This window comes from Streptomyces sp. NPDC003036, assembly GCF_040611175.1.
Classification (GTDB): domain Bacteria; phylum Actinomycetota; class Actinomycetes; order Streptomycetales; family Streptomycetaceae; genus Streptomyces.
The window spans coordinates 11,541-34,547 of sequence record NZ_JBEXNO010000010.1 but is presented as its reverse complement, the minus strand read 5'-3'; the positions used below and the strand labels follow the sequence as shown (position 1 = coordinate 34,547).

General features: G+C 73.2%; 22 protein-coding genes. 6 read left to right on the top strand and 16 right to left on the bottom strand.

Going from position 1 to position 23,007, the window contains the following annotated elements:
* Positions 1-30: 30 nt before the first annotated feature.
* The 3 genes from ABZX67_RS09795 (at position 31) to ABZX67_RS09785 (ending at position 1,250) form a co-directional block, all read left to right on the top strand.
* On the top strand, positions 31-117 hold the full coding sequence (locus ABZX67_RS09795; RefSeq protein ID WP_355356953.1) for a putative leader peptide: 87 nt from the start codon (positions 31-33) through the stop codon (positions 115-117).
* Positions 118-195: 78 nt separating this feature from the next.
* On the top strand, positions 196-768 hold the full coding sequence (locus ABZX67_RS09790) for a cysteine dioxygenase (protein ID WP_355356717.1): 573 nt from the start codon (positions 196-198) through the stop codon (positions 766-768).
* Complete coding sequence (locus ABZX67_RS09785; RefSeq protein WP_355356715.1) at positions 765-1,250, top strand: rhodanese-like domain-containing protein; 486 nt, start codon at positions 765-767, stop codon at positions 1,248-1,250. Before ABZX67_RS09790 ends, ABZX67_RS09785 begins: the two co-directional genes overlap by 4 nt.
* Positions 1,251-1,254: 4 nt before the next feature.
* On the opposite strand, the gene recX is transcribed toward ABZX67_RS09785, so the two are convergent.
* From recX to ABZX67_RS09765, 4 genes are all read right to left on the bottom strand, one after another.
* Positions 1,255-1,824: a recombination regulator RecX gene (recX, locus tag ABZX67_RS09780; RefSeq protein WP_355356713.1), complete on the bottom strand. Its 570-nt coding sequence runs from the start codon at positions 1,822-1,824 to the stop codon at positions 1,255-1,257.
* 3 nt (positions 1,825-1,827) lie between these two features.
* Entirely contained in the window at positions 1,828-2,958 is a 1,131-nt protein-coding gene (gene recA / locus ABZX67_RS09775) for a recombinase RecA (protein WP_355356711.1), read from the bottom strand.
* Positions 2,959-3,167: 209 nt separating this feature from the next.
* Positions 3,168-4,433, bottom strand: a complete 1,266-nt coding sequence (locus ABZX67_RS09770) for an AI-2E family transporter (protein ID WP_355356709.1) — start codon at positions 4,431-4,433, stop codon at positions 3,168-3,170.
* 84 nt (positions 4,434-4,517) lie between these two features.
* On the bottom strand, positions 4,518-4,712 hold the full coding sequence (locus ABZX67_RS09765) for a DUF3046 domain-containing protein (RefSeq protein ID WP_355356707.1): 195 nt from the start codon (positions 4,710-4,712) through the stop codon (positions 4,518-4,520).
* Between the two features lie 79 nt (positions 4,713-4,791).
* Between ABZX67_RS09765 and ABZX67_RS09760 the strand changes: the two genes are divergently transcribed.
* Positions 4,792-5,697, top strand: coding sequence for a hypothetical protein (locus ABZX67_RS09760; protein WP_355356705.1), 906 nt, complete (start codon positions 4,792-4,794; stop codon positions 5,695-5,697).
* Between the two features lie 35 nt (positions 5,698-5,732).
* Here the strand turns inward: ABZX67_RS09760 and ABZX67_RS09755 are convergent, their stop codons facing one another.
* The 3 genes from ABZX67_RS09755 to ABZX67_RS09745 form a co-directional block, all read right to left on the bottom strand.
* Positions 5,733-6,041, bottom strand: coding sequence for an AzlD domain-containing protein (locus tag ABZX67_RS09755; protein WP_355356703.1), 309 nt, complete (start codon positions 6,039-6,041; stop codon positions 5,733-5,735).
* Complete coding sequence (locus tag ABZX67_RS09750; RefSeq protein WP_355356951.1) at positions 6,038-6,751, bottom strand: AzlC family ABC transporter permease; 714 nt, start codon at positions 6,749-6,751, stop codon at positions 6,038-6,040. Before ABZX67_RS09750 ends, ABZX67_RS09755 begins: the two co-directional genes overlap by 4 nt.
* A gap of 130 nt (positions 6,752-6,881) precedes the next feature.
* Positions 6,882-7,781, bottom strand: coding sequence for an AraC family transcriptional regulator (locus ABZX67_RS09745; protein ID WP_355356701.1), 900 nt, complete (start codon positions 7,779-7,781; stop codon positions 6,882-6,884).
* 113 nt (positions 7,782-7,894) lie between these two features.
* On the opposite strand from ABZX67_RS09745, the gene ABZX67_RS09740 reads away from it, so the two are divergent.
* On the top strand, positions 7,895-12,529 hold the full coding sequence (locus tag ABZX67_RS09740) for an ATP-dependent helicase (RefSeq protein ID WP_355356699.1): 4,635 nt from the start codon (positions 7,895-7,897) through the stop codon (positions 12,527-12,529).
* Between the two features lie 32 nt (positions 12,530-12,561).
* Positions 12,562-13,368 carry a DNA-formamidopyrimidine glycosylase family protein gene (locus ABZX67_RS09735; RefSeq protein WP_355356697.1) on the top strand — a complete coding sequence of 269 codons (807 nt, stop codon included), beginning with the start codon at positions 12,562-12,564 and terminating at the stop codon, positions 13,366-13,368.
* Between the two features lie 14 nt (positions 13,369-13,382).
* Here ABZX67_RS09735 and ABZX67_RS09730 read toward each other — a convergent pair whose 3' ends face one another.
* From ABZX67_RS09730 to ABZX67_RS09690, 9 genes are all read right to left on the bottom strand, one after another.
* A complete protein-coding gene (locus ABZX67_RS09730; protein ID WP_355356949.1) occupies positions 13,383-13,631 on the bottom strand; it encodes a hypothetical protein in 249 nt (82 codons plus the stop codon).
* A gap of 225 nt (positions 13,632-13,856) precedes the next feature.
* Positions 13,857-14,342, bottom strand: a complete 486-nt coding sequence (locus tag ABZX67_RS09725; protein ID WP_355356695.1) for a DNA starvation/stationary phase protection protein — start codon at positions 14,340-14,342, stop codon at positions 13,857-13,859.
* 208 nt (positions 14,343-14,550) lie between these two features.
* Positions 14,551-14,934 (bottom strand): helix-turn-helix transcriptional regulator, encoded by a 384-nt coding sequence (locus tag ABZX67_RS09720; RefSeq protein WP_019889909.1) that lies wholly within the window; start codon positions 14,932-14,934, stop codon positions 14,551-14,553.
* 109 nt (positions 14,935-15,043) lie between these two features.
* Complete coding sequence (locus tag ABZX67_RS09715; RefSeq protein ID WP_355356947.1) at positions 15,044-15,547, bottom strand: CinA family protein; 504 nt, start codon at positions 15,545-15,547, stop codon at positions 15,044-15,046.
* A gap of 116 nt (positions 15,548-15,663) precedes the next feature.
* Positions 15,664-16,440: a CDP-diacylglycerol--glycerol-3-phosphate 3-phosphatidyltransferase gene (gene pgsA, locus ABZX67_RS09710; protein ID WP_355356692.1), complete on the bottom strand. Its 777-nt coding sequence runs from the start codon at positions 16,438-16,440 to the stop codon at positions 15,664-15,666.
* Complete coding sequence (gene rimO, locus ABZX67_RS09705) at positions 16,437-17,924, bottom strand: 30S ribosomal protein S12 methylthiotransferase RimO (protein ID WP_355356690.1); 1,488 nt, start codon at positions 17,922-17,924, stop codon at positions 16,437-16,439. Before rimO ends, pgsA begins: the two co-directional genes overlap by 4 nt.
* Before the next feature lie 126 nt (positions 17,925-18,050).
* Positions 18,051-18,815 carry a helix-turn-helix domain-containing protein gene (locus tag ABZX67_RS09700; protein WP_355356945.1) on the bottom strand — a complete coding sequence of 255 codons (765 nt, stop codon included), beginning with the start codon at positions 18,813-18,815 and terminating at the stop codon, positions 18,051-18,053.
* 352 nt (positions 18,816-19,167) lie between these two features.
* Positions 19,168-22,029, bottom strand: coding sequence for a DNA translocase FtsK (locus tag ABZX67_RS09695; protein WP_355356688.1), 2,862 nt, complete (start codon positions 22,027-22,029; stop codon positions 19,168-19,170).
* Between the two features lie 123 nt (positions 22,030-22,152).
* On the bottom strand, positions 22,153-22,836 hold the full coding sequence (locus ABZX67_RS09690; RefSeq protein WP_355356686.1) for a response regulator: 684 nt from the start codon (positions 22,834-22,836) through the stop codon (positions 22,153-22,155).
* Positions 22,837-23,007: the final 171 nt, after the last annotated feature.

The following is a 23,007-nucleotide window of genomic DNA, read 5'->3' as shown; positions in this document are numbered from 1 at the left end:
GTCACGGGCGTCCATGGTGTACTCCGGATCATGAACGGCACCGTGGTACGCCTGTGGCGGAGGGTCCATATGGACCTGCTCCGCTACGCGGGCTGCGTGTGTCGTCCGTCCTGCTGAACTCGCCTCTTCCCCCTGCGTACGCCGGTGTTTCCCTCCCGCGCGTGCGCGTCTTCGCGACTTCCAGGACGGTTTCCCGTGTCCCAGCATGTCTTCTCCCCGCATGTCCCCTCCCCGCATGTCTCCGCACGCCCGGTCGGCCGCACCGCCGACCCCGCGGCGCCGAACGCCGCCGAGCTGCTCGACTTCGCCCGCCGTACCGCCGCCGACACCGCGCTGATCGCTTCCCTTCCGCTCGATCCGGAGGGCCGCACCTGGGTGCGGCTGGACGGCCCGGGCGGCAGTGAGGCGTGGCTCATCGGGTGGCCGCCGGGCTCCGGTACGGGGTGGCACGACCACGCCGAGTCGATCGGCGCGTTCGCCACCGCGCGCGGCGAGCTCAGGGAGCAGTCGCTCTCCGTACGGCTGCCCGCGGGCGGCTGGCGGTCGCTGGAGCTGGCGGAGGACGTCGACCGCCGACGGGTGCTGCCGGCGGGGCGCGGGCGGGCCTTCGGACGGCACCATGTGCACGAGGTGCTGAACGAGTCGGCCACCGAGCACGCCGTCTCGGTGCACGCGTACTATCCGCCGCTGCCGCTGATCCGCCGGTTCAGCCGGACCGGCGCGGTGCTGCGGCTGGAGCAGGTCGAGCGTCCGGAGGACTGGCAGTGAGTACGGGCACGGGCACGGGGTCGGCGCCGGTGGGCATCGACGAACTGCTGGAACGGGTGCGGGCCGGGCTGGAACGGGTGGCGCCCCGGGTCACGCCGCGCGCGGCGTTCGCGGCGGCCGAGGCGGGTGACGTGCTGCTGGTGGACATCCGGTACGCGGCACTGCGCGAGCGCGACGGGCTGATTCCCGGGGCGCTGGTCATGGAGCGCAACGAACTGGAGTGGCGGCTGGACCCGCGGGGCAGTCACCGCGCACCGCAGGCGGTGAGCCACGACCTGCGGATCGTGGTCGTGTGCAACGAGGGCTACGCCTCTTCGCTGGCGGCCGCGTCCCTGCAGCAGCTGGGCCTCCACCGCGCGACGGACCTGATCGGCGGCTTCCAGGCGTGGCGGGCGGAGGGCCTGCCGGTCGAGGCGGCGGGGCAGGCCGAGGCGGCGGGGCCGGTCCGGTCGGCGGAGCCGTGGGCGTCGGCCGCGCCGTGACCGGTCAGCTGGGGTCGAACGGCAGGTCGTCCGTGTCCTCGCCCTCCTCCTCCAGGGCCTGGCGGACCACGCGCAGGGCCAAGCCCTCGGAGTAGCCCTTGCGGGCGAGCATGCCCGCGAGGCGGCGCAGGCGGCGGTCGCGGTCGAGGCCGCGGGTGGCGCGGAGCTTGCGCGCCACGAGCTCGCGGGCCGTGGCCTCCTCCTGCTCGGCGTCGAGCTGGCCGACGGCCTCGTCGATCAGCTCGGCGTCCACCCCCTTGGTGCGCAGCTCCCGGGCGAGGGCGCGGCGGGCCAGGCCCCGGCCGTGGTGCCGGGACTCCACCCACGCGTCCGCGAAGGCGGCGTCGTCGATGAGGCCGACGTCCTCGAAGCGGGAGAGGACCTCCTCGGCGACCTCGTCCGGGATCTCGCGTTTGCGCAGGGCGTCCGCGAGCTGCTTGCGCGTGCGCGGGGTCCCGGTGAGCAGGCGCAGGCAGATCGCCCGCGCCCGCTCAGCCGGATCCTGGGGCGACAGCTCCTGCTCGGCCCTCGACGAGTCGGTGCTGTCGCCCGGCCATTCGGTGCGGCGGGCCATGGGCTACGCCTTGGCCGCCGGGGCCTTGGTCGCCTTGGTGGCCTTCGCCGCCGGTGCGGGCACCGACTTCGCGGCGTCGTCCGTGGCGGCCGCGTCACCCGCCGCGTCCGCGCCCGGCTCGGTCGCCGGGGTCTCCGGGCGGACGCCGACGCCCAGCTTCTCCTTGATCTTCTTCTCGATCTCGTTGGCGAGGTCGGGGTTGTCCTTCAGGAAGTTCCGGGCGTTCTCCTTGCCCTGGCCCAGCTGGTCGCCCTCGTACGTGTACCAGGCGCCCGCCTTGCGGACGAAGCCGTGCTCCACGCCCATGTCGATCAGGCCGCCCTCGCGGCTGATGCCCTGGCCGTAGAGGATGTCGAACTCGGCCTGCTTGAAGGGCGGCGCGACCTTGTTCTTCACGACCTTGCAGCGGGTGCGGTTGCCGACCGCCTCCGTGCCGTCCTTGAGGGTCTCGATGCGGCGGATGTCGATGCGCACCGAGGCGTAGAACTTCAGCGCGCGGCCACCGGTCGTGGTCTCCGGCGAGCCGAACATCACACCGATCTTCTCGCGGAGCTGGTTGATGAAGATCGCCGTGGTCTTGGACTGGTTGAGCGCACTGGTGATCTTCCGGAGCGCCTGGCTCATCAGACGGGCCTGGAGACCGACGTGCGAGTCGCCCATCTCGCCCTCGATCTCGGCGCGCGGGACGAGCGCCGCGACCGAGTCGATGACGATCAGGTCGAGCGCGCCGGAGCGGACGAGCATGTCCACGATCTCCAGGGCCTGCTCGCCGTTGTCGGGCTGGGACAGGATGAGGTTGTCGATGTCGACGCCGAGCTTCCTGGCGTACTCGGGGTCGAGGGCGTGCTCCGCGTCGACGAACGCGACCTGGCCGCCGGCCTTCTGCGCGTTGGCCACGGCGTGCAGGGTCAGGGTCGTCTTACCGGAGGACTCGGGGCCGTAGATCTCCACCACACGGCCGCGCGGCAGGCCGCCGACGCCGAGCGCGACGTCGAGCGCGGTCGAGCCGGTCGGGATGACCTCGATGGGCTCCCTCGACCGCTCGCCCATGCGCATCACTGCGCCCTTGCCGAATTGCCGTTCAATCTGTGCGAGCGCGGCGTCGAGCGCCTTCTCGCGGTCGGTACCTGCCATGGGTTCCACCCGGTTTGCTTGTGTCGATCGCTTCACGTCAAAGACGCTAACCCCTGCCACTGACAATGGGCCCCGCCGCCCCTCCGGCCTGTGGATAACTCTGTGGACAACTCCGTGAACAGACTCACGTACCCCCCGGAATTCCGGGCCGGAACCCCATAAGAATGGATGTTCGATTTTAGTGTCAAGCGCGCCGCGCCGGACCCGGCTCAGGCCCCGTCGCGCGGCGGAGCCTGGCCGGGGAGGTGGGGCGAGGCCTCGTCGCCGGCCTGGTCGGCCTGGTCCCTCTTGGCGCGCAGCGCCCGCTGCACCCGGGCCAGGACCATCTCGCCGTGGCGCCGGTGACCGTGGACGCGCGGGTCCTCGGTCACGTCGTACCGCTTCACGTAAGCGCCGAGGAACGCCTGGAGGGTGGCGACCGCCGGGATCGCGATGAGCGCCCCGACCGCGCCCAGCAGCGCCGTACCGGCGACGACCGACCCGAAGGCCACGGCCGGGTGGATGTCGACGGACTTGGCGGTGAGCTTCGGCTGCAGCACGTAGTTCTCGAACTGCTGGTACACCACCACGAACACCAGCACCCACAGCGCGTACCAGGGGTTCTCGGTGAAGGCGATCAGCATCGGCAGGGCGCCCGCCAGGTACGTGCCGATGGTCGGGAGGAACTGCGACACCAGGCCCACCCACACCGCGAGCGCGGGCGCGTACGGCACGCTCAGGAACTCCAGCAGGACGTAGTGCGCCAGGCCCGAGATCAGGGCCATCAGGCCGCGCGAGTACAGATAGCCGCCGGTCTTGTCGACGGCGATCTCCCAGGCGCGCAGCACCTCGGCCTGCTTGGCCGGCGGGAGCACGGAGCACAGGGCCCGGCGCAGCCGGGGCCCGTCGGCCGCGAAGTAGAACGAGAAGAGGAAGATCGTCAGCAGCTTGAACAGCCCGCCGAGCACGGTCGCGGAGACGTCCAGCACACCGCTGGCGCTGTTCTGGACGTACTTGCGCAGCCAGTCGGAGCGCAACAGGCTGTCCTGGACCTCGACCCGGGACAGCTCGGTCTGGAAGGTGTGGTTGATCCAGTTGATCAGCGAGTCCAGATACCGGGGGAAGTCCTCGACGATCTCGATGATCTGCCCCGCCAGCATGGAGCCGAGGAGCACGACGAAGCCGACGGCGACGACCATGACCGCGAAGAACACCAGGAAGGTGGCGAGACCGCGGCGCATGCCGCGGGCCGCCATCCGCCCGACCGCCGGCTCGACGGCCAGCGCCAGGAAGAAGGCGATCAGGATGTTGATCAGCAGGCCGATGAGCTGGTGGAAGGCCCAGTTGCCGAGCTGGAAGCAGGCGTAGAGGGCCAGGGCGAGCACCATCGCACGCGGCAGCCAGCGGGGCATACGGCCACCGGCCGGGGGCGCGGCGGGCGCCTTCCCGGTCGGGGGCACGGTGGTCGTCGTCTCGTTCTCGTCAGTCGGGGCCACGGGGCAAGTCTCGCGTACGGCTCGGACAACCGGCTTCTGCCCCGGCACCCCTCCGGCCATCCACGGGCGGCGAACCGCCGCGCGTCAGCGCTTGTCCGCGGGGACGCCCACCGCCTCGCACACCGCCCGCCACACGTCCTTCGCCTCCCAGCCGGCCCGCAGCGCCTCGTGCACCGTACGGCCGCCGAGCTCGGACATCACATGGTCCCGTGCGAAGGACTCGGCGTACGCGGAACCGAAGTGGTCCGCCATACGCTCCCAGAAAATCGTCAACCGCATGAACCCAGTATCCCGCTCCTGAGAGTGCAGCCCTGTCCGTGCGGCTTGCCGAAAGCCCTTTCCGCCCTACCGTCGGTACATGGCTGGAACTCCCCTCGCGCGCGCCGAGCACTTCGTCTGGCTGACGGCCCGCGTGCTCGAACAGCGGCGCTTCGCGTACCACTTCCTCGGCGGCGGCGCCGACGCGGTCGAGGCCGCCCTCACCGCGTACCTCAACGAGGACGGTGGTTACGGGCACGCGCTGGAGCCGGATCTGCGCGGCCCCGTCAGCCAGCCGCTGCACACGGCGCACGCGCTGCGGGTGCTGGACTCCATCGGCCGCTGCGGCGGGATGCGCGTGGAGCGCGCGTGCCGCTACCTGACGGGGGTGTCCACGCGGGACGGCGCGCTGCCCGCGCTGCACCCCTCGGTGCGCGGCTACCCGATCGCGCCGTTCCTGCCGGTCGTCGACGACCCGCCCAGCGATCTGCTGGCCACCGGCCCCGTGGTGGGCCTGCTCCACCGCAATCAGGTGTGGCACGCGTGGCTGTTCCGCGCCACGGACTTCTGCTGGGCCGCCGTCGAGGGCCTGGAGAAGTCGCACCCGTACGAGATCCAGGCCGCGGTCGCGTTCCTGGACGGCGTCCCGGACCGGGCCAGGGCGGAGGCCGCGGCGGACCGGCTGGGCCGGTCGGTGCGGGAGCAGCGGCTCGCGGTGCTCGACCCGGCGCGCGTCGAGGACTTCCCGGTCCCGCCCGGGTACGCGCCCGGCGAGCACCACTTCCCGCACGACTACGCGCGCGTGCCGGACTCCCTGGCCCGGCGCTGGTTCACGGACGAGGAGATGGCCCGCTCGCTGGACCACCTCGCCGCCGAGCAGCGGGAGGACGGGGGCTGGCCGATCCGCTGGCGCCAGTGGGCGCCGGGAACGGCACTGGAGTGGCGTCCGATCGTGACGATCGAGGCGCTGCGTACGCTACGGGCGTACGGCCGCCGGATCGGCTGAACCGGTCGGCCGCGGTTGCTGTACGGAGGCCCGGGTCAGCCGCCCATGGCCCGTACCACCGCCGTCACCACGACCGCGGCGGCGACCACCACCAGGAAGGGCGCGCGCAGGACCAGGGCGAGCGCCGCCGCCGCGAGGCCCGCACCGCGCGCGTCGACGACCAGGGAGCCGCCCGCGCTGAAGGTCTGCTGCGCGGTCAGGGCCGCCAGCAGGGCGACGGGCAGCAGCGCCGACAGCCGCTGGACGAGCGGCTTCTCCAGGGTCGCGGCAGGGACGAGGAGGCCGGTCAGCTTCAGCAGGTAGCAGCCGGCGGCGGTCAGGCCGATGGCGATCCAGACGCTCAACGCTCCGCCCCCTGCCGTCCGTCACCGTTGCGTCCGTCACCGATGGCCCGGCGTCCCCGGAACCACAGCACGGCCGGTGCCGCGAGCGCCGCGACGAGCACCGGCACCCCGGCGGGCAGCAGCGGCAGGGACGCGAGCCCGAGCACGACGGCGAGGCCGGCGACGGCCCGCTCGGTGGCCGTACGGAGCATGGGGGCGAGCAGGGCGAGGAAGACGGCCGGTCCGGCGGCGTCCAGCCCCAGGGCGTTGGTGTCGCCGATGGCCTCGGCTCCCAGGGCGCCGAGGAACGTGGTGAGGTTCCACAGCACGTACAGGGTGAGCCCGGTGACGGTGAAACCGATCCGCGCGGCGCGGCGCGTGGGCTGGGCGAGGGAGACGGCGGCGGTCTCGTCGATGACCCAGTGGGCCCCGAGCGGGCGTACGAGGCGGGGCAGGGCGAGCAGCTGGGACAGGCGCAGGCCGTAGAAGGCGTTGCGGGTTCCGAGGAAGAAGGCCCCGGCCGCCGCGGTGAAGGGGTTCCCGCCGGCCGCGAGCGCTCCCACGAGCGCGAACTGCGAGGCGCCGGTGAAGACCAGGAGGCTGAGCGCGCAGGTCTGGAGGAGGCTCAGCCCCGCGCCGGCCGAGGTCACGCCGAAGGCGAAGCCGGAGAGGCCGACGGCCAGCCCGACGCCGAGGGCGTCGCGGACGACGGCGCTGTCGGGCTTGCCCACGGGCGGCGCGGACGGCTCGGAACTCCCGGACGGCCCGGGCGGCGCGGAAGGCCCGGACGGCGCGACTATCGGCTGTCCGGGGTCTCCGAGGTCTGTGCTGAGTGCTGTCTGTTCTGCCACGCCGGGGACGCTACGGGCGGGCGCCGTCCCCGGTCTTGTACGTTCTTGCGCGTTCCCGCTGGTAGGCGCCCGGCGGTACGCCGACGACGCGGGTGAAGTGCCGGTTCAGGTGCGGCTGGTCGGTGAAGCCGACCGCGACGGCCGCGGCCGCGGGCGCGGTGCCGGCCTCCAGGAGGCGGCGGGCGGCGCGTACGCGCGCGTTGGTGAGCCAGGTGTGCGGCGGCATGCCGTAGGTGGCCTTGAAGGCCCGCAGCAGGGCGAACGGGCTGGTGCCCAGTTCGCGTGCGAGCTGCTCCAGGGAGGGCGGCTCCGCCATCCGCTCCTGGAGGAGCTCCCTGGCCAGGGACGCCGTGCGGGCCCCGGCCGCGCGCGGCGCGCGGTCGGGCAGCGTCTGGCCGTGGCGGCGCAGCAGCCGGGCAACGGCGACGCGCAGGAGGCTGTCGGCGGCCAACGCGTTGCCCTCCTCGGCCGCCCGGTGCACGGCGCGGACGAGCCGGGCGGTGTCCTCGTCCTCGACGATGGTCTCGGCGAAGCCGGGCGTGCCGCGCAGCGTGGTCTCCTCCGCCGCGATCCCGGCCACCAGGGCGGACGACGGGTAGAGGGTCGCGTACGACCAGCCTTCGGGGGCGCCGGCGTGCGCGGAGTGCGGCACCTCCGGGTTGATCATGACGACGGTGCCGGGGCGGGCGCGGATCGTGCCCTCCGGCATGACCACGTCCTCGATCCCGCGGCGGACCGCGCCGAGGACGAATCCCTCGTGGCTGTGGCGCGCGAAGGAGTGGCGTACGTAGCGCGCCCGGAGGAGGTCGAGCCCTGGCACGCCGGGGTAGGTCCAGTGCCTGGCCCACTCGCCGTCCCGGCCGCCGGTCCGCTCCCCGCCGCGCCGCTCCCCGTTCCGCTCACTCGCCATGACTCCATTCTGCGCCCCGTCGCACGCCTCCGACCTGCGCGTCCATGGCGCGCACGGGCGGCCGGCATCGCCGTCGGGCCGCATTGTCAGTGGCGGGGTGCACGATGGGGGACATGGCCAGGACTGCGCTCGACTCCTTCTCCCCCGCGACCCGCGCCTGGTTCACGGGGGCCTTCAGCGCGCCCACCGCCGCGCAGGAGGGTGCCTGGCGGGCGATCGGCGCGGGCTCGGACGTGCTGGTGGTGGCGCCGACCGGATCGGGCAAGACCCTGGCCGCGTTCCTCGCCGCGCTGGACCGGCTCACCGCCACCCCGCCGCCCGCGGACGCGAAGAAGCGCTGCCGGGTGCTGTACGTGTCGCCGCTGAAGGCGCTCGCCGTCGACGTCGAGCGCAATCTGCGCAGTCCGCTGACCGGCATCCGCCAGGAGGCGGTGCGCCTGGGGCTGCCCGAGCCGGAGGTGCGCGTCGGCATCCGCTCCGGTGACACCCCGGCCGCCGAGCGGCGCTCGCTGGCCACCCGGCCGCCGGACATCCTGATCACCACGCCCGAGTCGCTGTTCCTGATGCTCACCTCCGCCACGCGGGACGCCCTGTCCGGCGTCGAGACGGTGATCCTCGACGAGGTCCACGCCGTCGCCGGTACGAAGCGGGGCGCGCACCTGACCGTGTCCCTGGAGCGGCTGGACGAGCTGCTGCCGCGCCCGGCGCGCCGTATCGGCCTGTCGGCGACGGTGCGCCCGGTGGACGAGGTGGCCCGCTATCTCTCCCCGCAGCGGAAGGTGGAGATCGTCCAGCCGCCTTCCGGCAAGGAGTTCGACCTCTCCGTCGTCGTCCCGGTCGAGGACCTCGGCGAGCTCGGGGGCTCCCCCGCCACGGACACCGACCAGGCCGAGCGGCCGTCGATCTGGCCGCACGTCGAGGAGCGGATCGCCGACCTCGTACAGGCGCACCGCTCGACGATCGTCTTCGCCAACTCGCGGCGGCTGGCCGAGCGCCTGTGCAACCGGCTCAACGAGATCGCCTACGAGCGCGCCACCGGAGAGGCCCTCCCCGAGGACCAGTCGCCGGCCGAGCTGATGGCCCAGTCGGGCGCGGCGAAGGGCGCCCCGCCGCTGCTCGCCCGGGCGCACCACGGGTCGGTCTCCAAGGAGCAGCGTGCCCTGGTCGAGGAGGACCTCAAGGCGGGCCGGCTGCCCGCCGTGGTCGCCACCTCCAGCCTGGAGCTGGGCATCGACATGGGCGCGGTGGACCTGGTCGTGCAGGTCGAGTCGCCGCCGTCCGTCGCCTCCGGGCTCCAGCGCGTCGGCCGGGCCGGTCACCAGGTGGGCGCGGTGTCCACCGGTGTCGTCTTCCCGAAGTACCGCGGCGACCTGGTGCAGGCGGCCGTGGTCACCGAGCGGATGCGCAGCGGGTCCATCGAGTCGATGCGCATCCCGTCCAACCCGCTGGACGTGCTGGCCCAGCAGCTGGTCGCCATGGTCGCCCTGGACACCTGGCAGTTCGACGACCTGCTCGCGGTGGTGCGGCGGGCGGCGCCCTTCGCGTCCCTCCCGGAGTCGGCGTTCACCGCCGTCCTGGACATGCTCGCCGGACGCTATCCCTCCGACGCGTTCGCCGAGCTGCGCCCGCGCGTGGTCTGGGACCGGATCGCCGGCACCATCACGGGCCGGCCGGGGGCCCAGCGCCTCGCTGTCACCTCGGGCGGCACGATCCCGGACCGGGGCCTGTTCGGGGTGTTCCTGGCGGGTGCCGACCCGAAGAAGGGCGGCGGCCGGGTCGGCGAGCTCGACGAGGAGATGGTGTACGAGTCGCGCGTCGGCGACGTGTTCACGCTCGGCACCTCCTCCTGGCGGATCGAGGACATCACCCGCGACCGGGTGCTGGTCTCCCCCGCACCGGGCGTCCCGGGACGGCTGCCGTTCTGGAAGGGCGACCAGCTCGGCCGGCCCCTGGAGCTGGGCCGCGCGGTGGGAGCGTTCCTCCGCGAGGTCGGCTCGCTGGAGCCGGACGACGCCCGGCTGCGCCTGGTGGCGGCCGGCCTGGACGCGTGGGCGGCGGACAACCTCCTGGCGTACCTGGACGAGCAGCGCCGCGCCTGCGGCCATGTCCCGGACGACCGCACCATCCTGGTGGAGCGGTTCCGCGACGAGCTGGGCGACTGGCGGGTGGTGGTCCACTCGCCGTTCGGCGCCCAGGTGCACGCCCCCTGGGCCCTGGCGCTCGGCGCCCGCCTCTCCGAGCGGTACGGCATGGACGCCCAGGTGATGCACGCGGACGACGGCATCGTCCTGCGGCTGCCCGACGCCGACCTGATGGGCCTGGACCTGCTCGACCCCGACCCTGCCGCCGCGCCCGGCCCGGAGTACGACAGCGAGCAGGCTCCGGTCGGCGCCTCCGACGTCGTCTTCGACAAGGGCGACGTCGACCAGATCGTCACCGACCAGGTGGGCGGCTCCGCCCTCTTCGCCTCCCGGTTCCGCGAGTGCGCGGCCCGCGCCCTGCTGCTGCCGCGCCGCACCCCCGGGAAGCGCACCCCCCTGTGGCAGCAGCGCCAGCGCGCGGCCCAGCTGCTCCAGGTGGCGAGCGAGTTCGGCTCCTTCCCGATCGTGCTGGAGGCCGTCCGCGAGTGCCTCCAGGACGTCTTCGACGTGCCGGGCCTCCAGGAGCTGATGGGCGACATCGAGTCCCGCCGCGTCCGCCTGGTCGAGGTCACCACCCCCGAACCGTCCCCCTTCGCCCGCTCGCTGCTCTTCGGGTACGTGGCCCAGTTCCTGTACGAGGGTGACTCCCCGCTCGCCGAGCGGCGGGCGGCCGCCCTGTCCCTGGACTCGCGGCTGCTGGCCGAGCTGCTGGGCCAGGCGGAGCTGCGGGAGCTGCTCGACGCGGATGTCCTGACCGAGTTGGAGCGCGAGCTGCAGTGGCTCGTCGAGGACCGCCGCGTCAAGGACGTGGAGGGCGCCGCCGACGCCCTGCGCGTCCTCGGCCCCCTCACCGACGCCGAGCTGGCCGAGCGCGGCGCCGACCCGGAATGGGCGCGGGACCTCGCCAGGACGCGCCGGGTGATCCGCGTCCGGATCGCCGGAGCCGACCACTGGGCGGCCGTCGAGGACGCGGGCCGGCTGCGCGACGCCCTGGGCACCGCGCTGCCGGTCGGCGTCCCGGAGGCGTTCACCGAGCCGGTGAAGGACCCGCTCGGCGACCTGCTCGCGCGGTACGCGCGCACCCACGGCCCGTTCACGTCCTCGCAGGCCGCCGCCCGCTTCGGTCTGGGCACCGCCGTCACCGACGGCGCCCTGCACCGCCTGGCCGCGAGCGGTCGCGTCGTCCAGGGCGAGTTCCACCCCTCCGGCATCGGCCAGGAGTGGTGCGACGCCGCCGTTCTGCGCCGGCTGCGCCGCCGCTCCCTGGCCGCCCTGCGCCACGAGCTGGAGCCGGTCCCGCCGGCCGCCCTCGCCACCTTCCTGCCCCAGTGGCAGCACCTCGGCGGCGGCGGCCTGCGCGGCATCGACGGACTGGCGCGCGCCATCGAGCAGCTGCAGGGCGCGCCCGTCCCCGCCTCCGCGCTCGAGAAGCTGATCCTCCCGTCCCGCGTGGCCACCTACTCCCCCACCCTTCTCGACGAGCTCACCACCACGGGCGAGGTGCTGTGGGCCGGGGCCGGGGCGCTGCCCGGCAAGGACGGCTGGGTCTCGCTCTACCTCGCCGACGCCGCGCCGCTCCTCCTGCCCCCACCCCACCCCCTGGAGCTCACCGCCCTCCACGAGTCGGTCCTCGCGGCGCTCTCGGGCGGCTACGGACTGTTCTTCCGCCAGATCGCCGACCAGGTCCGCGCCACCACTCACCCCGACGCCACCGACCCCCAGCTCGCCGACGCCCTGTGGGACCTGGCCTGGTCCGGCCGGCTCACCAACGACACCCTCGCGCCGCTGCGCGCCCTGCTGGGCTCGGGGCGTACGGCCGGCGCGACCGCCCACCGCGCCAAGCGCACGGTCCCGCGCGGCCGGTACGGCACCCTCACGGCGGCCGCGCGTCCCACCGGCCGCCCCGCCTCCCGCTCCGGCCCGCCGACCGTGAGCGGCCGCTGGTCCCTGCTTCCGCCCGCCGAACCGGACCCCACGCATCGCGCCCACGCCCTGGCCCGCACCCTGCTGGACCGGCACGGCGTGGTCACGCGCGGCGCCGTGACCGCCGAGGGCGTGGAGGGCGGCTTCTCGGCGACGTACCGCGTCCTGTCGGCGTTCGAGGACAGCGGGCAGGCACGCCGGGGCTATGTCGTCGAGGGCCTGGGCGCCGCCCAGTTCGCGATGGACGGCGCGGTCGACCGCCTGCGCGCGGCGGCGAACGCGCGCGACCGTGCCGAGCCGGGCGCCACCCCGCGCGCGGTGGTCCTCGCCGCGGCCGACCCGGCCAACGCGTACGGCGCCGCCCTGTCCTGGCCCGAGCCCCCCACGGGCGCCGGGCACAAGCCGGGCCGCAAGGCGGGCTCCCTCGTGGTGCTCGTCGACGGCGAGCTCGCGCTCTACATGGAGCGCGGCGGCAAGACCCTGCTGTCCTGGCCCACGGACCCCGAGGACCCGGTCCTCCGAGCGGCGGCCGAGGCGCTGGCCGAGGCAGCCCGAGCCGGCTCCCTGGGCACCGTCACCGTGGAGCGGATCAACGGCGCGGCGGCCCTGACCTCGCCCCTGTCCCGCGCCCTCGAGACGGCCGGTTTCCACGCCACTCCCCGGGGCCTGCGGCTGCGCGCCTAGGTCGTGTCCGCCCGCTGCCCCATCATGGAGGCATGCCCGAAGGAGACACCGTCTGGCTGACCGCCCGTCGCCTGCACACCGCCCTCGCGGGCAGGCTCCTGACGCGCTCCGACCTCCGTGTCCCTCGGCTCGCCACCGCCGACCTCACCGGCCGGGAGGTCCTGGACGTCACTCCGCGCGGCAAGCACCTGCTCACCCGCATCGAGGGCGGCCTGACCCTCCACTCCCACCTCCGCATGGACGGCGCGTGGCACGTCTACGCGCCCGACGAACGCTGGCGCGGCGGCCCCGCGCACCAGATCCGGGCCATCCTCGCCACCACCGCCCACACCGCCGTCGGCTACCGCCTGCCCGTCCTGGACCTGATCCGCACCAGCGACGAGCACTCCGTCGTAGGCCACCTCGGCCCCGATCTCCTCGGTCCGGACTGGGACTTCGAGGAAGCCGTGCGCCGCGTGTGCGCCGACCCCGCACGCCCCCTCGGCGAGGCGCTGCTGGACCAGCGCAACCTGGCGGGCATCGGCAATGTCTTCAAGTGCGAGCTCGCCTTCCTCGCCCGCGTCACCCCCTGGCTGCCCGTCGGGGACCTGCCGGCCGGCGTGCCCGAGAGGCTCGTCGCGACCGCCCACCGCCTCCTGGAGGACAACAAGGAGCGCTTCGAGCGCCGCACCACGCCGAGCTCCCGCCCCGACCAGAAGCTGTACGTCTACGGCCGCAAGCACCAGCCCTGTTACCGCTGCGGAACCCCGATCCGCTGGGACGACCGGCACGACCGGATCTCGTACTGGTGCCCCGGTTGCCAGAAGGGCCCCGGCCCCGAGGCGGCCGTGGCCGGTTGACGCCTCGTCGGCTGTCAGGTGTTCGAGGGGTTCGTCCCCCGCCGTACCGCCCTGGTGGCCAGGAAGACCCTGCGCGCCGACCGGCGGCGCGGCGGCGGCGCGGCGGCGGCGTGCACCGGCAGGAGACTGATCCCCCAGCCACCGGCCGCCACGAAGCCTTCCACGACTCCCGCCTGACCCGGCGCCAGGGCCAGCCGCAGCACCGCCCAGCACCACAGCCCGCCCAGCACCAGCGCCAGCGCCACCCGTCCGGCCGTCAGCATCCGCGCGCCCGCCGTCCGTTCGGGCACCGTGCGCGCAGGCGCCGGTCGCAGGCCCCGTCGCCGTACCATGGCCGCCTCCTCCGGTCGACGCTAGACCGGCCGGTCAAGCGGCGGCAGGGCGTACCGGTGCACACCTCCAGCGCGCACCCGGCCGCCCCTACGCGCTCCTCGCGCTCCGCCGCCGACGCCGTACCGCCACCCGCGCGTAATCCGGCTCCGCGCCGCTCACACACTGTCCGCCTGGCGGCTCTCGGCCTGGAACATCCAGGCGTGCTTCTCGAGGTCCGCGGTGAGCGCGATCAGCAGGTCCTGCGTGACCGGGTCGGGCTCGTCGGTCGCGGCGATCCGCTCCCGCATCCGCCCGACCACGGCGACGAGCGCGTCGACCATGATCCGGACGGCGTCGTCGTCCTTGATCCACCCGGTCGGTACGTTCCCGATCGCGCTGCTCGACGAGACTGTCGAGGCTCGCCCGTCCGGGTTCACACCCAGCGCCGACGCGCGCTCCGCGACGACGTCGGCGTGCTGGCGCGCGGTGGCCACGACCTCGTCGAGCTGGAGGTGAACGGAGCGGAAGCGCGGTCCGACCACGTTCCAGTGCACCTGCTTCGCCACCAGGGACAGGTCCACCACGTCCACCAGCGTCCCTTGCAGCGCCTCGCCGACCACCTTGAGGTCGGCGTCGGGCAGAGAGCTCTTCACGACAGTCATTCCGAATCCTCCGTTCCGGCGTGCGGCCGTGCGCGCACACGCCTGTCCACGATGACACATACGACCTAAAACGGGCATTCGGGGTAAACGAAAGCCCCGGTCGGCACTCGGGTACCCGACCGGGGCTCAGCTCAAAACCGGCGCTCACAAGCTCGCTCGGCACAAGCTCACTCGACGCGAGCCCGCCGTGACGCGCTCGTGCTCGCGCTCAGGCGGCGACGACGTCCACCGCCTCTGCGGGCGCCTTGATGGTCACCCGCTCGGTCGGCACGCCCGCCACCGACGTCACGGACACAGAGTTGAGCATGGGGCGTACTGGTGCCGGCACCGGCTCACTCGCCGCTGCCGATTCCGCCAGCTCCGCCAGCGAGAGCTCGTCGCTCACCTCTCGCATGAGCTCGGACATCCGTACGTCAAGCGCGTCGCAAATCGCGGAGAGCAGCTCGGAGGAAGCCTCCTTCTGCCCCCGCTCCACCTCGGAGAGATAGCCGAGCGAGACTCGGGCGGACGAGGAGACTTCGCGCAGAGTACGGCCCTGGCGTTGGCGCTGCCGACGCAGCACGTCACCCAGCAGGCGACGGAGCAGAATCATCGGTGGCTCCCTCCTCGGACCGCGTAGCCGCATCCTTCACGCCCCACCGTACCGCCTCGCGCTGCGGCCGTGCGGGGAGCGATGTCGTGTTCACTCAGGGCTGCAAACATCAATTCCCCCCGTTCTGTTCCGTATCCTGTGCCCGCGCATTTTCCGAGAGTTCGTTCGCGAGCAGCTCCAGCACGCTCCGTACACTCTCTCTACGGATTTCCGCACGGTCGCCGTTCAATCTCAGGGCGACGACTTTCCCCGCTCCGAGTGGCCCGTCGGGCGGTCCGCAAACCGCCACGAACACCGTTCCGACCGGCTGCCCGTCCTGCGGCTCGGGCCCCGCGACCCCCGTCGTCGCGATCCCCCAGACGGCACCCAGCCGGGCCCGTACACCCCTCGCCATCTGCAGTGCCACGTCCGGATCGACCGCGCCGCGCTCCGCCAGAAGGGCGCCGTCGACGCCCAGCAGCTCCTGCTTCAGCGCCGTCGCGTACGCCGTGACGGACCCGCGGAAAGAGCGTGAGGCGCCCGGTACGGAGGTGAGCTCCGCGGCCACCAGGCCCCCGGTGAGGGACTCGGCCACAGCGAGGGTCTGGTGACGCTGCGCAAGCAGCGCCAGCACCCGCGTCGCGGCGGCGGGCGCGTCCGGAGCCGCCCACGTCGCGACGGGACCGTCGGCGAGACCTGCCGAGGTCGCGACGGCACCCGCACCCGAACCCGACGACATCACGGCCGGCCTCATCGCCCCGGCTCCGATCCGCTCTCCGTCCCTGCTCCCGAAGACGTCCCGGAAGCCGTCCCGGAAGCCGCTTCCGGTGCCGCCCCCGCTCCCGAAGCCGCCGCCCCGGCCGCCGCCTGGCGGGCCGCGGCCCGCTCCGCCGCGAGGCCGCGGCGCCGCAGCACCACCGCCTGCCGCACGTAGTCGAGGCCGGTCACCACGGTCAGGACGACGGCCAGCGCCATCACCCACCACCGCAGCGTGGCCAGCGGCCCGGTCAGCATGAGCACGTACATCCCGACCGCGGTGCCCTGCGCCAGCGTCTTCATCTTGCCGCCGCGGCTGGCCGGAATGACGCCGTGCCGGATCACCCAGAAGCGCATCAGCGTGATGCCCAGCTCGCGGAAGAGGATGACCCCGGTCACCCACCACGGCAGGTCATCCAGCGCCGACAGGCACAGCAGACCGGCCGCCATGATCGCCTTGTCGGCGATCGGGTCCGCGATCTTCCCGAAGTCGGTGACGAGGTTGTACGCCCGGGCCAGATGGCCGTCGAAGATGTCGGTGATCATGGCGACGGCGAACGCCGCCCACGCCCAGGCGCGCCAGGCGGGGTCGTACCCGCCGTCCTGGAGCATCAGCACCACGAACGCCGGTACGAGGACCAGCCGCACCATGGTGAGGATGTTCGCGATGTTCCAGAGGCTGGCCTGGTTGACGGCCGCAGCGCCCAGCTTGCCGCCGGGCGGCGTCGGCCTGCCCGTACCGCCCGCGGCGGATGCCGGGACTCCGGTCATCTGCCCGCCTCCTCGAAAAGACACTCGGCGATCAGGTCGACGCCCTCCGTGCCCACGACCTTGGCCGTGACCATACGGCCGGGCACGAGCCCCTCGGCCGTCGTGAAGACGACCTGGCCGTCCGTCTCCGGCGCCTGGTGCGGCCCCCGCCCCACGGCACCGTCACCGTCCGGGGAGGTGTCGACCGACTCGACCAGTACCTCCATGGTCTCGCCGATCCGCTCCTCCGCGCGCTGCGCGGTGAGCTCCTCCGCGAGCCGCGACAGATGGGCGAGCCGCTCGTCGACGACGTCCTGGTCGAGCTTGTCCTCGTACGTGGCGGCCTCGGTGCCGTCCTCGTCGGAGTAGCCGAAGACGCCGATGGCGTCGAGGCGGGCGTGCGTGAGGAAGCGTTCCAGCTCCGCGAAGTCCTCCTCGGTCTCGCCGGGGAAGCCCACGATGAAGTTCGAGCGCACGCCGGCCTGCGGCGCCTTGGAGCGGATGGTGTCCAGCAGCTCCAGGAACCGGTCGGTGTCGCCGAAGCGCCGCATGGCGCGCAGCACGCCCGGCGCCGAGTGCTGGAAGGACAGGTCGAAGTACGGGGCGACCTTCTCGGTCGAGGTCAGCACGTCGATGAGCCCGGGCCGCATCTCGGCGGGCTGCAGGTAGCTGACGCGTACGCGCTCGATCCCGTCGACCGCCGCCAGCTCCGGCAGCAGGGTCTCCAGGAGGCGGATGTCGCCGAGGTCCTTGCCGTACGAGGTGTTGTTCTCGGAGACCAGCATGATCTCCTTCACGCCCTGCTCCGCCAGCCAGCGGGTCTCGCCGAGCACGTCGCTCGGCCGCCGCGAGACGAAGGAGCCGCGGAAGGACGGGATGGCGCAGAACGAGCAGCGCCGGTCGCAGCCGGAGGCGAGCTTCACCGAGGCGACGGGGCTGGAGTCGAGGCGGCGGCGCAGCGGGGCGCGCGGCCCGGACGCGGGCGCGACGCCCTCGGGCAGGTCCTCGGGGGCGGCTGCGGGGGCCTCCGCGGCGCCGTGGCCGGGCAGGGCCACGTCGGCGGCGGCCCGCTGGCGCTCCACCGGGGACAGCGGCAGCAGCTTGCGCCGGTCGCGCGGGGTGTGGGCCTCGACGCTGCCACCGCTCAGGATGGTCTGGAGGCGCCCGGAGATGTCGGCGTAGTCGTCGAAGCCGAGCACGCCGTCGGCCTCGGGCAGCGCCTCGGCGAGCTCCTTGCCGTACCGCTCGGCCATGCAGCCGACCGCGACGACGGCCTGGGTCCTGCCGTGGTCCTTCAGATCGTTGGCTTCCAGCAGGGCGTCGACGGAGTCCTTCTTGGCGGCCTCGACGAACCCACACGTGTTGACGACCGCGACGTCCGCGTCGGCGGCGTCCTCGACGAGCTCCCAGCCGTCCGCTGCCAAGCGGCCTGCGAGCTCCTCCGAGTCCACCTCGTTACGGGCGCAGCCAAGAGTGACAAGGGCGACGGTACGGCGTTCGGGCATGGACTCAAGACTACTTCGTCCCAGCCATGCCCCCGCCGCTCAGGGGTCACCCGCCCGTGCCCGGGCCCCGCGTCCCCGGGTCCCGCGTCCCCCCGGCCACCGGATCCGGGGGTCACCGTCCCCGGGTCACCCGACCTGGGGGTCGCCCTTCGTGTACGACAGCCGCTCGACCTGCCCGGTCTCGAACCGGTCCTCGACCTCCTTCCCGTTCACGAAGAGCTCGATCGCCCCGGCGTTGCCCAGGATGAGGTCGATCTTCTCGTCGTCCTGGAAGGTCTTGGAGTCGCCCTTCAGGAGGAGCCCGTCGAAGAGCAGCTTGCCGTCGCTCGCCTTCGCGGAGATCCAGCTCTTGTCGTCGGTCGCGGTGAGCTTGACCGTCACCTTGTCCTTCGGGGCGGCCGCGATCGCGCTCTCGGACGGCGCGGGCGGCGGAACCGCCGGCTTCGGCGGCTGCGGCTTCGGGCTGACCTTCTGCCCGGGGGCCGGACCCTCGGCCACCTGGGTGCCGCGGGAGTGGCCGTCGTTGCCGTTGACCATGGTGAAGCCGACGAAGCCGATCACGGCGACGATGGCGGCGACCATGGCCGCGGTCCAGTTCGGACGCCGGCGCTCCGGACGGATGCGCTCCGCCTCGAAGAGCGGCGCCGCGGGCGTGGGCGACGGGCGGCCGCCGTGCTCCGCGTCGTACTGCTCCACGAGTCGTACGGGATCGAGCCCGACGGCGCGGGCGAGCGTGCGGATGTGCCCTCGGGCGTACACGTGACCGCCGCACCGCGAGAAGTCGTCCTCCTCGATGGCGTGCACGATCGGGATGCGCACGCGCGTGGAGGTGCTGACCTCTTCCACGGTCAGGCCCGCGTCGATCCGTGCCTGCTGGAGCGCACGGCCGATCGAGGGGCGGTCCTCCGCCTCCGCGTCCGAGGGGACGGAAGCGTCGGAAACGGTCGAAGGGGGTGAAGGCCGGTCGTCTTCGGGGGAGTTGCCGATGGACACGAGGGCGCCTTTCGAGCGTGTAACCACCTGCTGGAGGTTCAGTCTATGGGTGGTACGAAAGGGTTAAGCAACCGGGCGGACGCACTTTGTACGCCATCGGAATGGCCGTGCGACCGAGGGGCGGGACGGGCAGCAGACCCATTGTCCGTCCCTCCCTCCAACTTGACGTACGACGCGGGGAAACGGTTGCTCACGATCCCCTTACGAGTGAGACGCGATCGGCTCCGCAGGGACGCGCAGGGGGATTCCCTTACGTCTCCGACTCCCCTCGGATCACCGCCAGTACTCCATCCAGCTCATCCGGTTTGACAAGCACGTCCCGCGCCTTGGAGCCCTCGCTCGGGCCCACGATGTTCCGCGACTCCATCAGGTCCATCAGCCGGCCCGCCTTGGCGAAGCCGACGCGCAGCTTGCGCTGGAGCATGGACGTGGAGCCGAACTGCGTGGTGACGACCAGTTCGGCGGCCTGGCACAGCAGGTCGAGGTCGTCGCCGATGTCCTCGTCGATCTCCTTCTTCTGCTTCGTACCGACCGTGACGTCGTCGCGGAAGACCGGCGCCATCTGGTCCTTGCAGTGCCGGACGACCGCCTGGATCTCGTCCTCGGTCACGAAGGCGCCCTGCATGCGCACCGGCTTGTTCGCGCCCATCGGCAGGAAGAGGCCGTCGCCCTTGCCGATGAGCTTCTCGGCGCCGGGCTGGTCGAGGATGACCCGGCTGTCGGCGAGCGAGGAGGTGGCGAAGGCGAGCCGTGACGGCACGTTGGCCTTGATGAGGCCGGTGACCACGTCCACGGACGGGCGCTGGGTGGCGAGCACCAGGTGGATGCCGGCGGCACGGGCCAGCTGGGTGATGCGGACGATGGCGTCCTCGACGTCACGCGGCGCGACCATCATCAGGTCGGCGAGCTCGTCGACGATGACCAGCAGGTACGGGTACGGCTGGAGCTCGCGCTCGCTGCCCTCCGGCTGCTTGACCTTCCCGGCCCGTACGGCGGCGTTGAAGTCGTCGATGTGCCGGAAGCCGTACGCCGCCAGGTCGTCGTAGCGCAGGTCCATCTCGCGCACGACCCACTGGAGCGCCTCGGCGGCCCGCTTGGGGTTGGTGATGATGGGCGTGATGAGGTGCGGGATGCCCTCGTAAGCCGTCAGTTCGACGCGCTTGGGGTCGACCAGCACCATCCGGACGTCCTCGGGGGTCGCCCTTATCATCACGGACGTGATCAGGCAGTTGATGCACGACGACTTGCCGGATCCGGTCGCGCCCGCGACGAGCACGTGCGGCATCGTCGCCAGGTTGGCCATCACATAGCCGCCCTCGACGTCCTTGCCGAGCGCGACGAGCATCGGGTGGTCGTCCCCGGCGGCGTCCGCGAGCCGCAGCACGTCGCCGACCTTGACCATCTCGCGGTCGGTGTTCGGGATCTCGATGCCGACGGCGGACTTGCCGGGGATCGGCGAGATGATCCGGACGTCGGGACTGGCGACGGCGTACGCGATGTTCTTCGTCAGCGCCGTGATCCGCTCGACCTTCACGGCCGGGCCGAGCTCCACCTCGTACCGCGTGACCGTCGGCCCGCGCGTGAAGCCGGTGACGGCCGCGTCGACCTTGAACTCGGAGAAGACGTTCGTCAGCGCGGCGACGATCGCGTCGTTGGCGGCGCTGCGCGTCTTGCCGGGCCCGCCCCGCTCCAGCAGGTCGAGCGAGGGCAGGACGTACGTGATGTCCCCGGCGAGCTGGAGCTGCTCGGCGCGCGGCGGCAGGGGCTCGGTCTCGTCGCGTACGGGCGCGGGCTTGGTGAGGTCGGGTACGAGGCCGCCGGGCGCCCCGGCGTCGCGCGCGGGCGGTACGGAGCCGGTGCCTTCGACTCCCGGCCGCGCCGGGCGCCCGGTTCCCCTGGCACCCGCCCCCTCGGCGACCGTCCGCTCCCGGTCGGCCGCCACGTCCCGCGTCAGGTCGGCGACGACCGGCGACGGCGGCATGCCGTTCAGCACGGCCCCGTCCAGCGCGGCGGCGGCAGCGGCGGCGATGTCCACCGCGTCCCTGGGCCGGTCGAAGTCGGGCTCGGGGGCGGCGGACGTCCGCTTCCGCGGCCGCCTGCGCCGGGTGAGCGCCTCCTCCTCGGCCTGCTCCGGGTCGTACGGGTCTCCGGCTCCGGCGGCCCGGCGCCGCGACCGGGCGGGCAGTGCCGCCTCGCGCCACTGGTCGTCGTACCGCTCGTCGTCCTCGCTCCACTCGGGCTCGTGCGGCGCGACGAGCCCGAGGCGGACGCCGAGGGCCCGCAGCCGCTGCGGGATGGCGTACACGGGCGTCGCCGTGACGACGAGCAGGCCGAAGACGGTGAGCAGCACCAGCATCGGGACGGCGAGGACCTCGCCCATCATGAAGACGAGCGGCTTGGAGGCGCCCCAGCCGATCAGGCCGCCCGCGTCCCGCACCGCCTCGCTGCCCTGGTCCCGGCCCGGCGAGCCGCACGCGATGTGCACCTGCCCGAGGACGCCGACGACGAGCGCGGACAGACCGATGACGATCCGCCCGTTGGCCTCCGGTTTCTCCGGGTGCAGGATCAGCCGGACGGCGACGGCGCCGATCAGCAGCGGTACGAGCAGGTCGAGCCGCCCGAACGCGCCGGTGACCAGCATCTCGACGAGGTCGCCGACCGGGCCCCGGAGGTTGGCCCAGGTGCCGGCGGCGACGATCAGCGCGATGCCGAGCAGGAGCAGCGCCAGCCCGTCCTTGCGGTGCGCCGGGTCGAGCCCCTTGGCGCCGCGCCCTATGCCGCGCAGCATCGCGCCGACGGCGTGGGCGAGCCCGAGCCACAGGGCGCGCACGAGCCGGTACACGCCCCCGGTGGGAGACGGCGCCGCCTTGCGTGCGCCCCTGGCGCCTGCTGCCGCCTTCCTCGCACCGGCCGCCTTCTTGGCGGGCTTGGCGGGTGCCTTCTTCGCGGGGCCCTTCCTGGCGGCGGGCGCGGTCTTCTTGGCGGGAGGCTTCGCGGGCACCGCTCCGGGGGCCGCCCGCTTCGCCGCGCCGCCCGTCGTACGGCCGGCGGCGCGCGGCTTCGCGGTGCCCGCCGTGCTCTGGGAACCCTTGCCGGACGTACGTGAGGCCATGGGGGTGAGGTTACCGGGGTGAAGCACCGTCGACACGCGTGACTACGGCTTCACCCGTTCGTGTCGCCCGTACGGTCACCGGAAACTGACGACCGCTCACGGGAGCGCGCCGGACTTGGTACGTCAGCCCTGCGCCGGAAGGCTCGGCGAGCCGCCGCCGCTGCCCGGCTCCAGGGCGTCCAGCGCCCGGCGCAGCCCGGTGAGTTTGCGCTCCAGGTGCGCGGCGGTGGCGACGGCCGCGGCGTCCGCCGACTCGTCGTCCAGCTGCTTGGAGAGCGCCTCGGCCTGCTCCTCGACGGCGGCGAGCCGCGCGGAGAGCTCGGCGAGGAGGCCGGCGGACTCGCGCGCCGCGCCGTCCTGGGCTCCCTGGCCGCCTTCGAGCTGGAGCCGCAGCAGCGCGGCCTGCTCGCGCAGCTGACAGTTCTTCATGTACAGCTCGACGAAGACGGAGACCTTGGCGCGCAGCACCCAGGGGTCGAACGGCTTGGAGATGTAGTCCACGGCGCCCGCCGCGTACCCCCGGAAGGTGTGGTGCGGGCCGTGGTTGATCGCGGTCAGGAAGATGATCGGGATGTCCCGTGTCCGTTCCCGACGCTTGATGTGCGCGGCGGTCTCGAAGCCGTCCATTCCCGGCATCTGGACGTCCAGGAGAATGACCGCGAAGTCGTCCGTCAGCAGCGCCTTGAGCGCTTCCTCCCCTGACGATGCCCGGACCAGCGTCTGATCGAGCGCAGAGAGGATGGCCTCCAGCGCCAGCAGATTCTCCGGTCGGTCATCGACCAGGAGGATCTTGGCCTTCTGCACCATGGCCCGTCCTCCTCGCCCCGGCAGTTGGCCGGGCGCCGCCCCAGGGGACGACTCCCTTGCGCCGTCCGTCCTTGTGCCGGTCATGGTAGCCGCACCCCGCCTGTCGCCACACCCTGTCACCGCGATGTCACTGTGCACGTAGCAGAAACGCGGTGGGAGACCAGAAGGTTC

Coding starts and splice junctions, on each gene's coding strand:
- ABZX67_RS09765 (WP_355356707.1), bottom strand. CDS start 4,712: ATGCGGTTGACGATTTTCTGGGAGCGTATGGCGGACCACTTCGGTTCC.
- ABZX67_RS09720 (WP_019889909.1), bottom strand. CDS start 14,934: ATGATTCTGCTCCGTCGCCTGCTGGGTGACGTGCTGCGTCGGCAGCGC.
- ABZX67_RS09730 (WP_355356949.1), bottom strand. CDS start 13,631: ATGCTGACGGCCGGACGGGTGGCGCTGGCGCTGGTGCTGGGCGGGCTG.
- rimO (WP_355356690.1), bottom strand. CDS start 17,924: ATGCCCGAACGCCGTACCGTCGCCCTTGTCACTCTTGGCTGCGCCCGT.
- ABZX67_RS09695 (WP_355356688.1), bottom strand. CDS start 22,029: ATGGCCTCACGTACGTCCGGCAAGGGTTCCCAGAGCACGGCGGGCACC.
- ABZX67_RS09690 (WP_355356686.1), bottom strand. CDS start 22,836: ATGGTGCAGAAGGCCAAGATCCTCCTGGTCGATGACCGACCGGAGAAT.
- ABZX67_RS09725 (WP_355356695.1), bottom strand. CDS start 14,342: ATGACTGTCGTGAAGAGCTCTCTGCCCGACGCCGACCTCAAGGTGGTC.
- recA (WP_355356711.1), bottom strand. CDS start 2,958: ATGGCAGGTACCGACCGCGAGAAGGCGCTCGACGCCGCGCTCGCACAG.
- ABZX67_RS09795 (WP_355356953.1), top strand. CDS start 31: ATGAACGGCACCGTGGTACGCCTGTGGCGGAGGGTCCATATGGACCTG.
- ABZX67_RS09735 (WP_355356697.1), top strand. CDS start 12,562: ATGCCCGAAGGAGACACCGTCTGGCTGACCGCCCGTCGCCTGCACACC.
- ABZX67_RS09760 (WP_355356705.1), top strand. CDS start 4,792: ATGGCTGGAACTCCCCTCGCGCGCGCCGAGCACTTCGTCTGGCTGACG.
- ABZX67_RS09745 (WP_355356701.1), bottom strand. CDS start 7,781: ATGGCGAGTGAGCGGAACGGGGAGCGGCGCGGCGGGGAGCGGACCGGC.
- ABZX67_RS09740 (WP_355356699.1), top strand. CDS start 7,895: ATGGCCAGGACTGCGCTCGACTCCTTCTCCCCCGCGACCCGCGCCTGG.
- pgsA (WP_355356692.1), bottom strand. CDS start 16,440: ATGACCGGAGTCCCGGCATCCGCCGCGGGCGGTACGGGCAGGCCGACG.
- recX (WP_355356713.1), bottom strand. CDS start 1,824: ATGGCCCGCCGCACCGAATGGCCGGGCGACAGCACCGACTCGTCGAGG.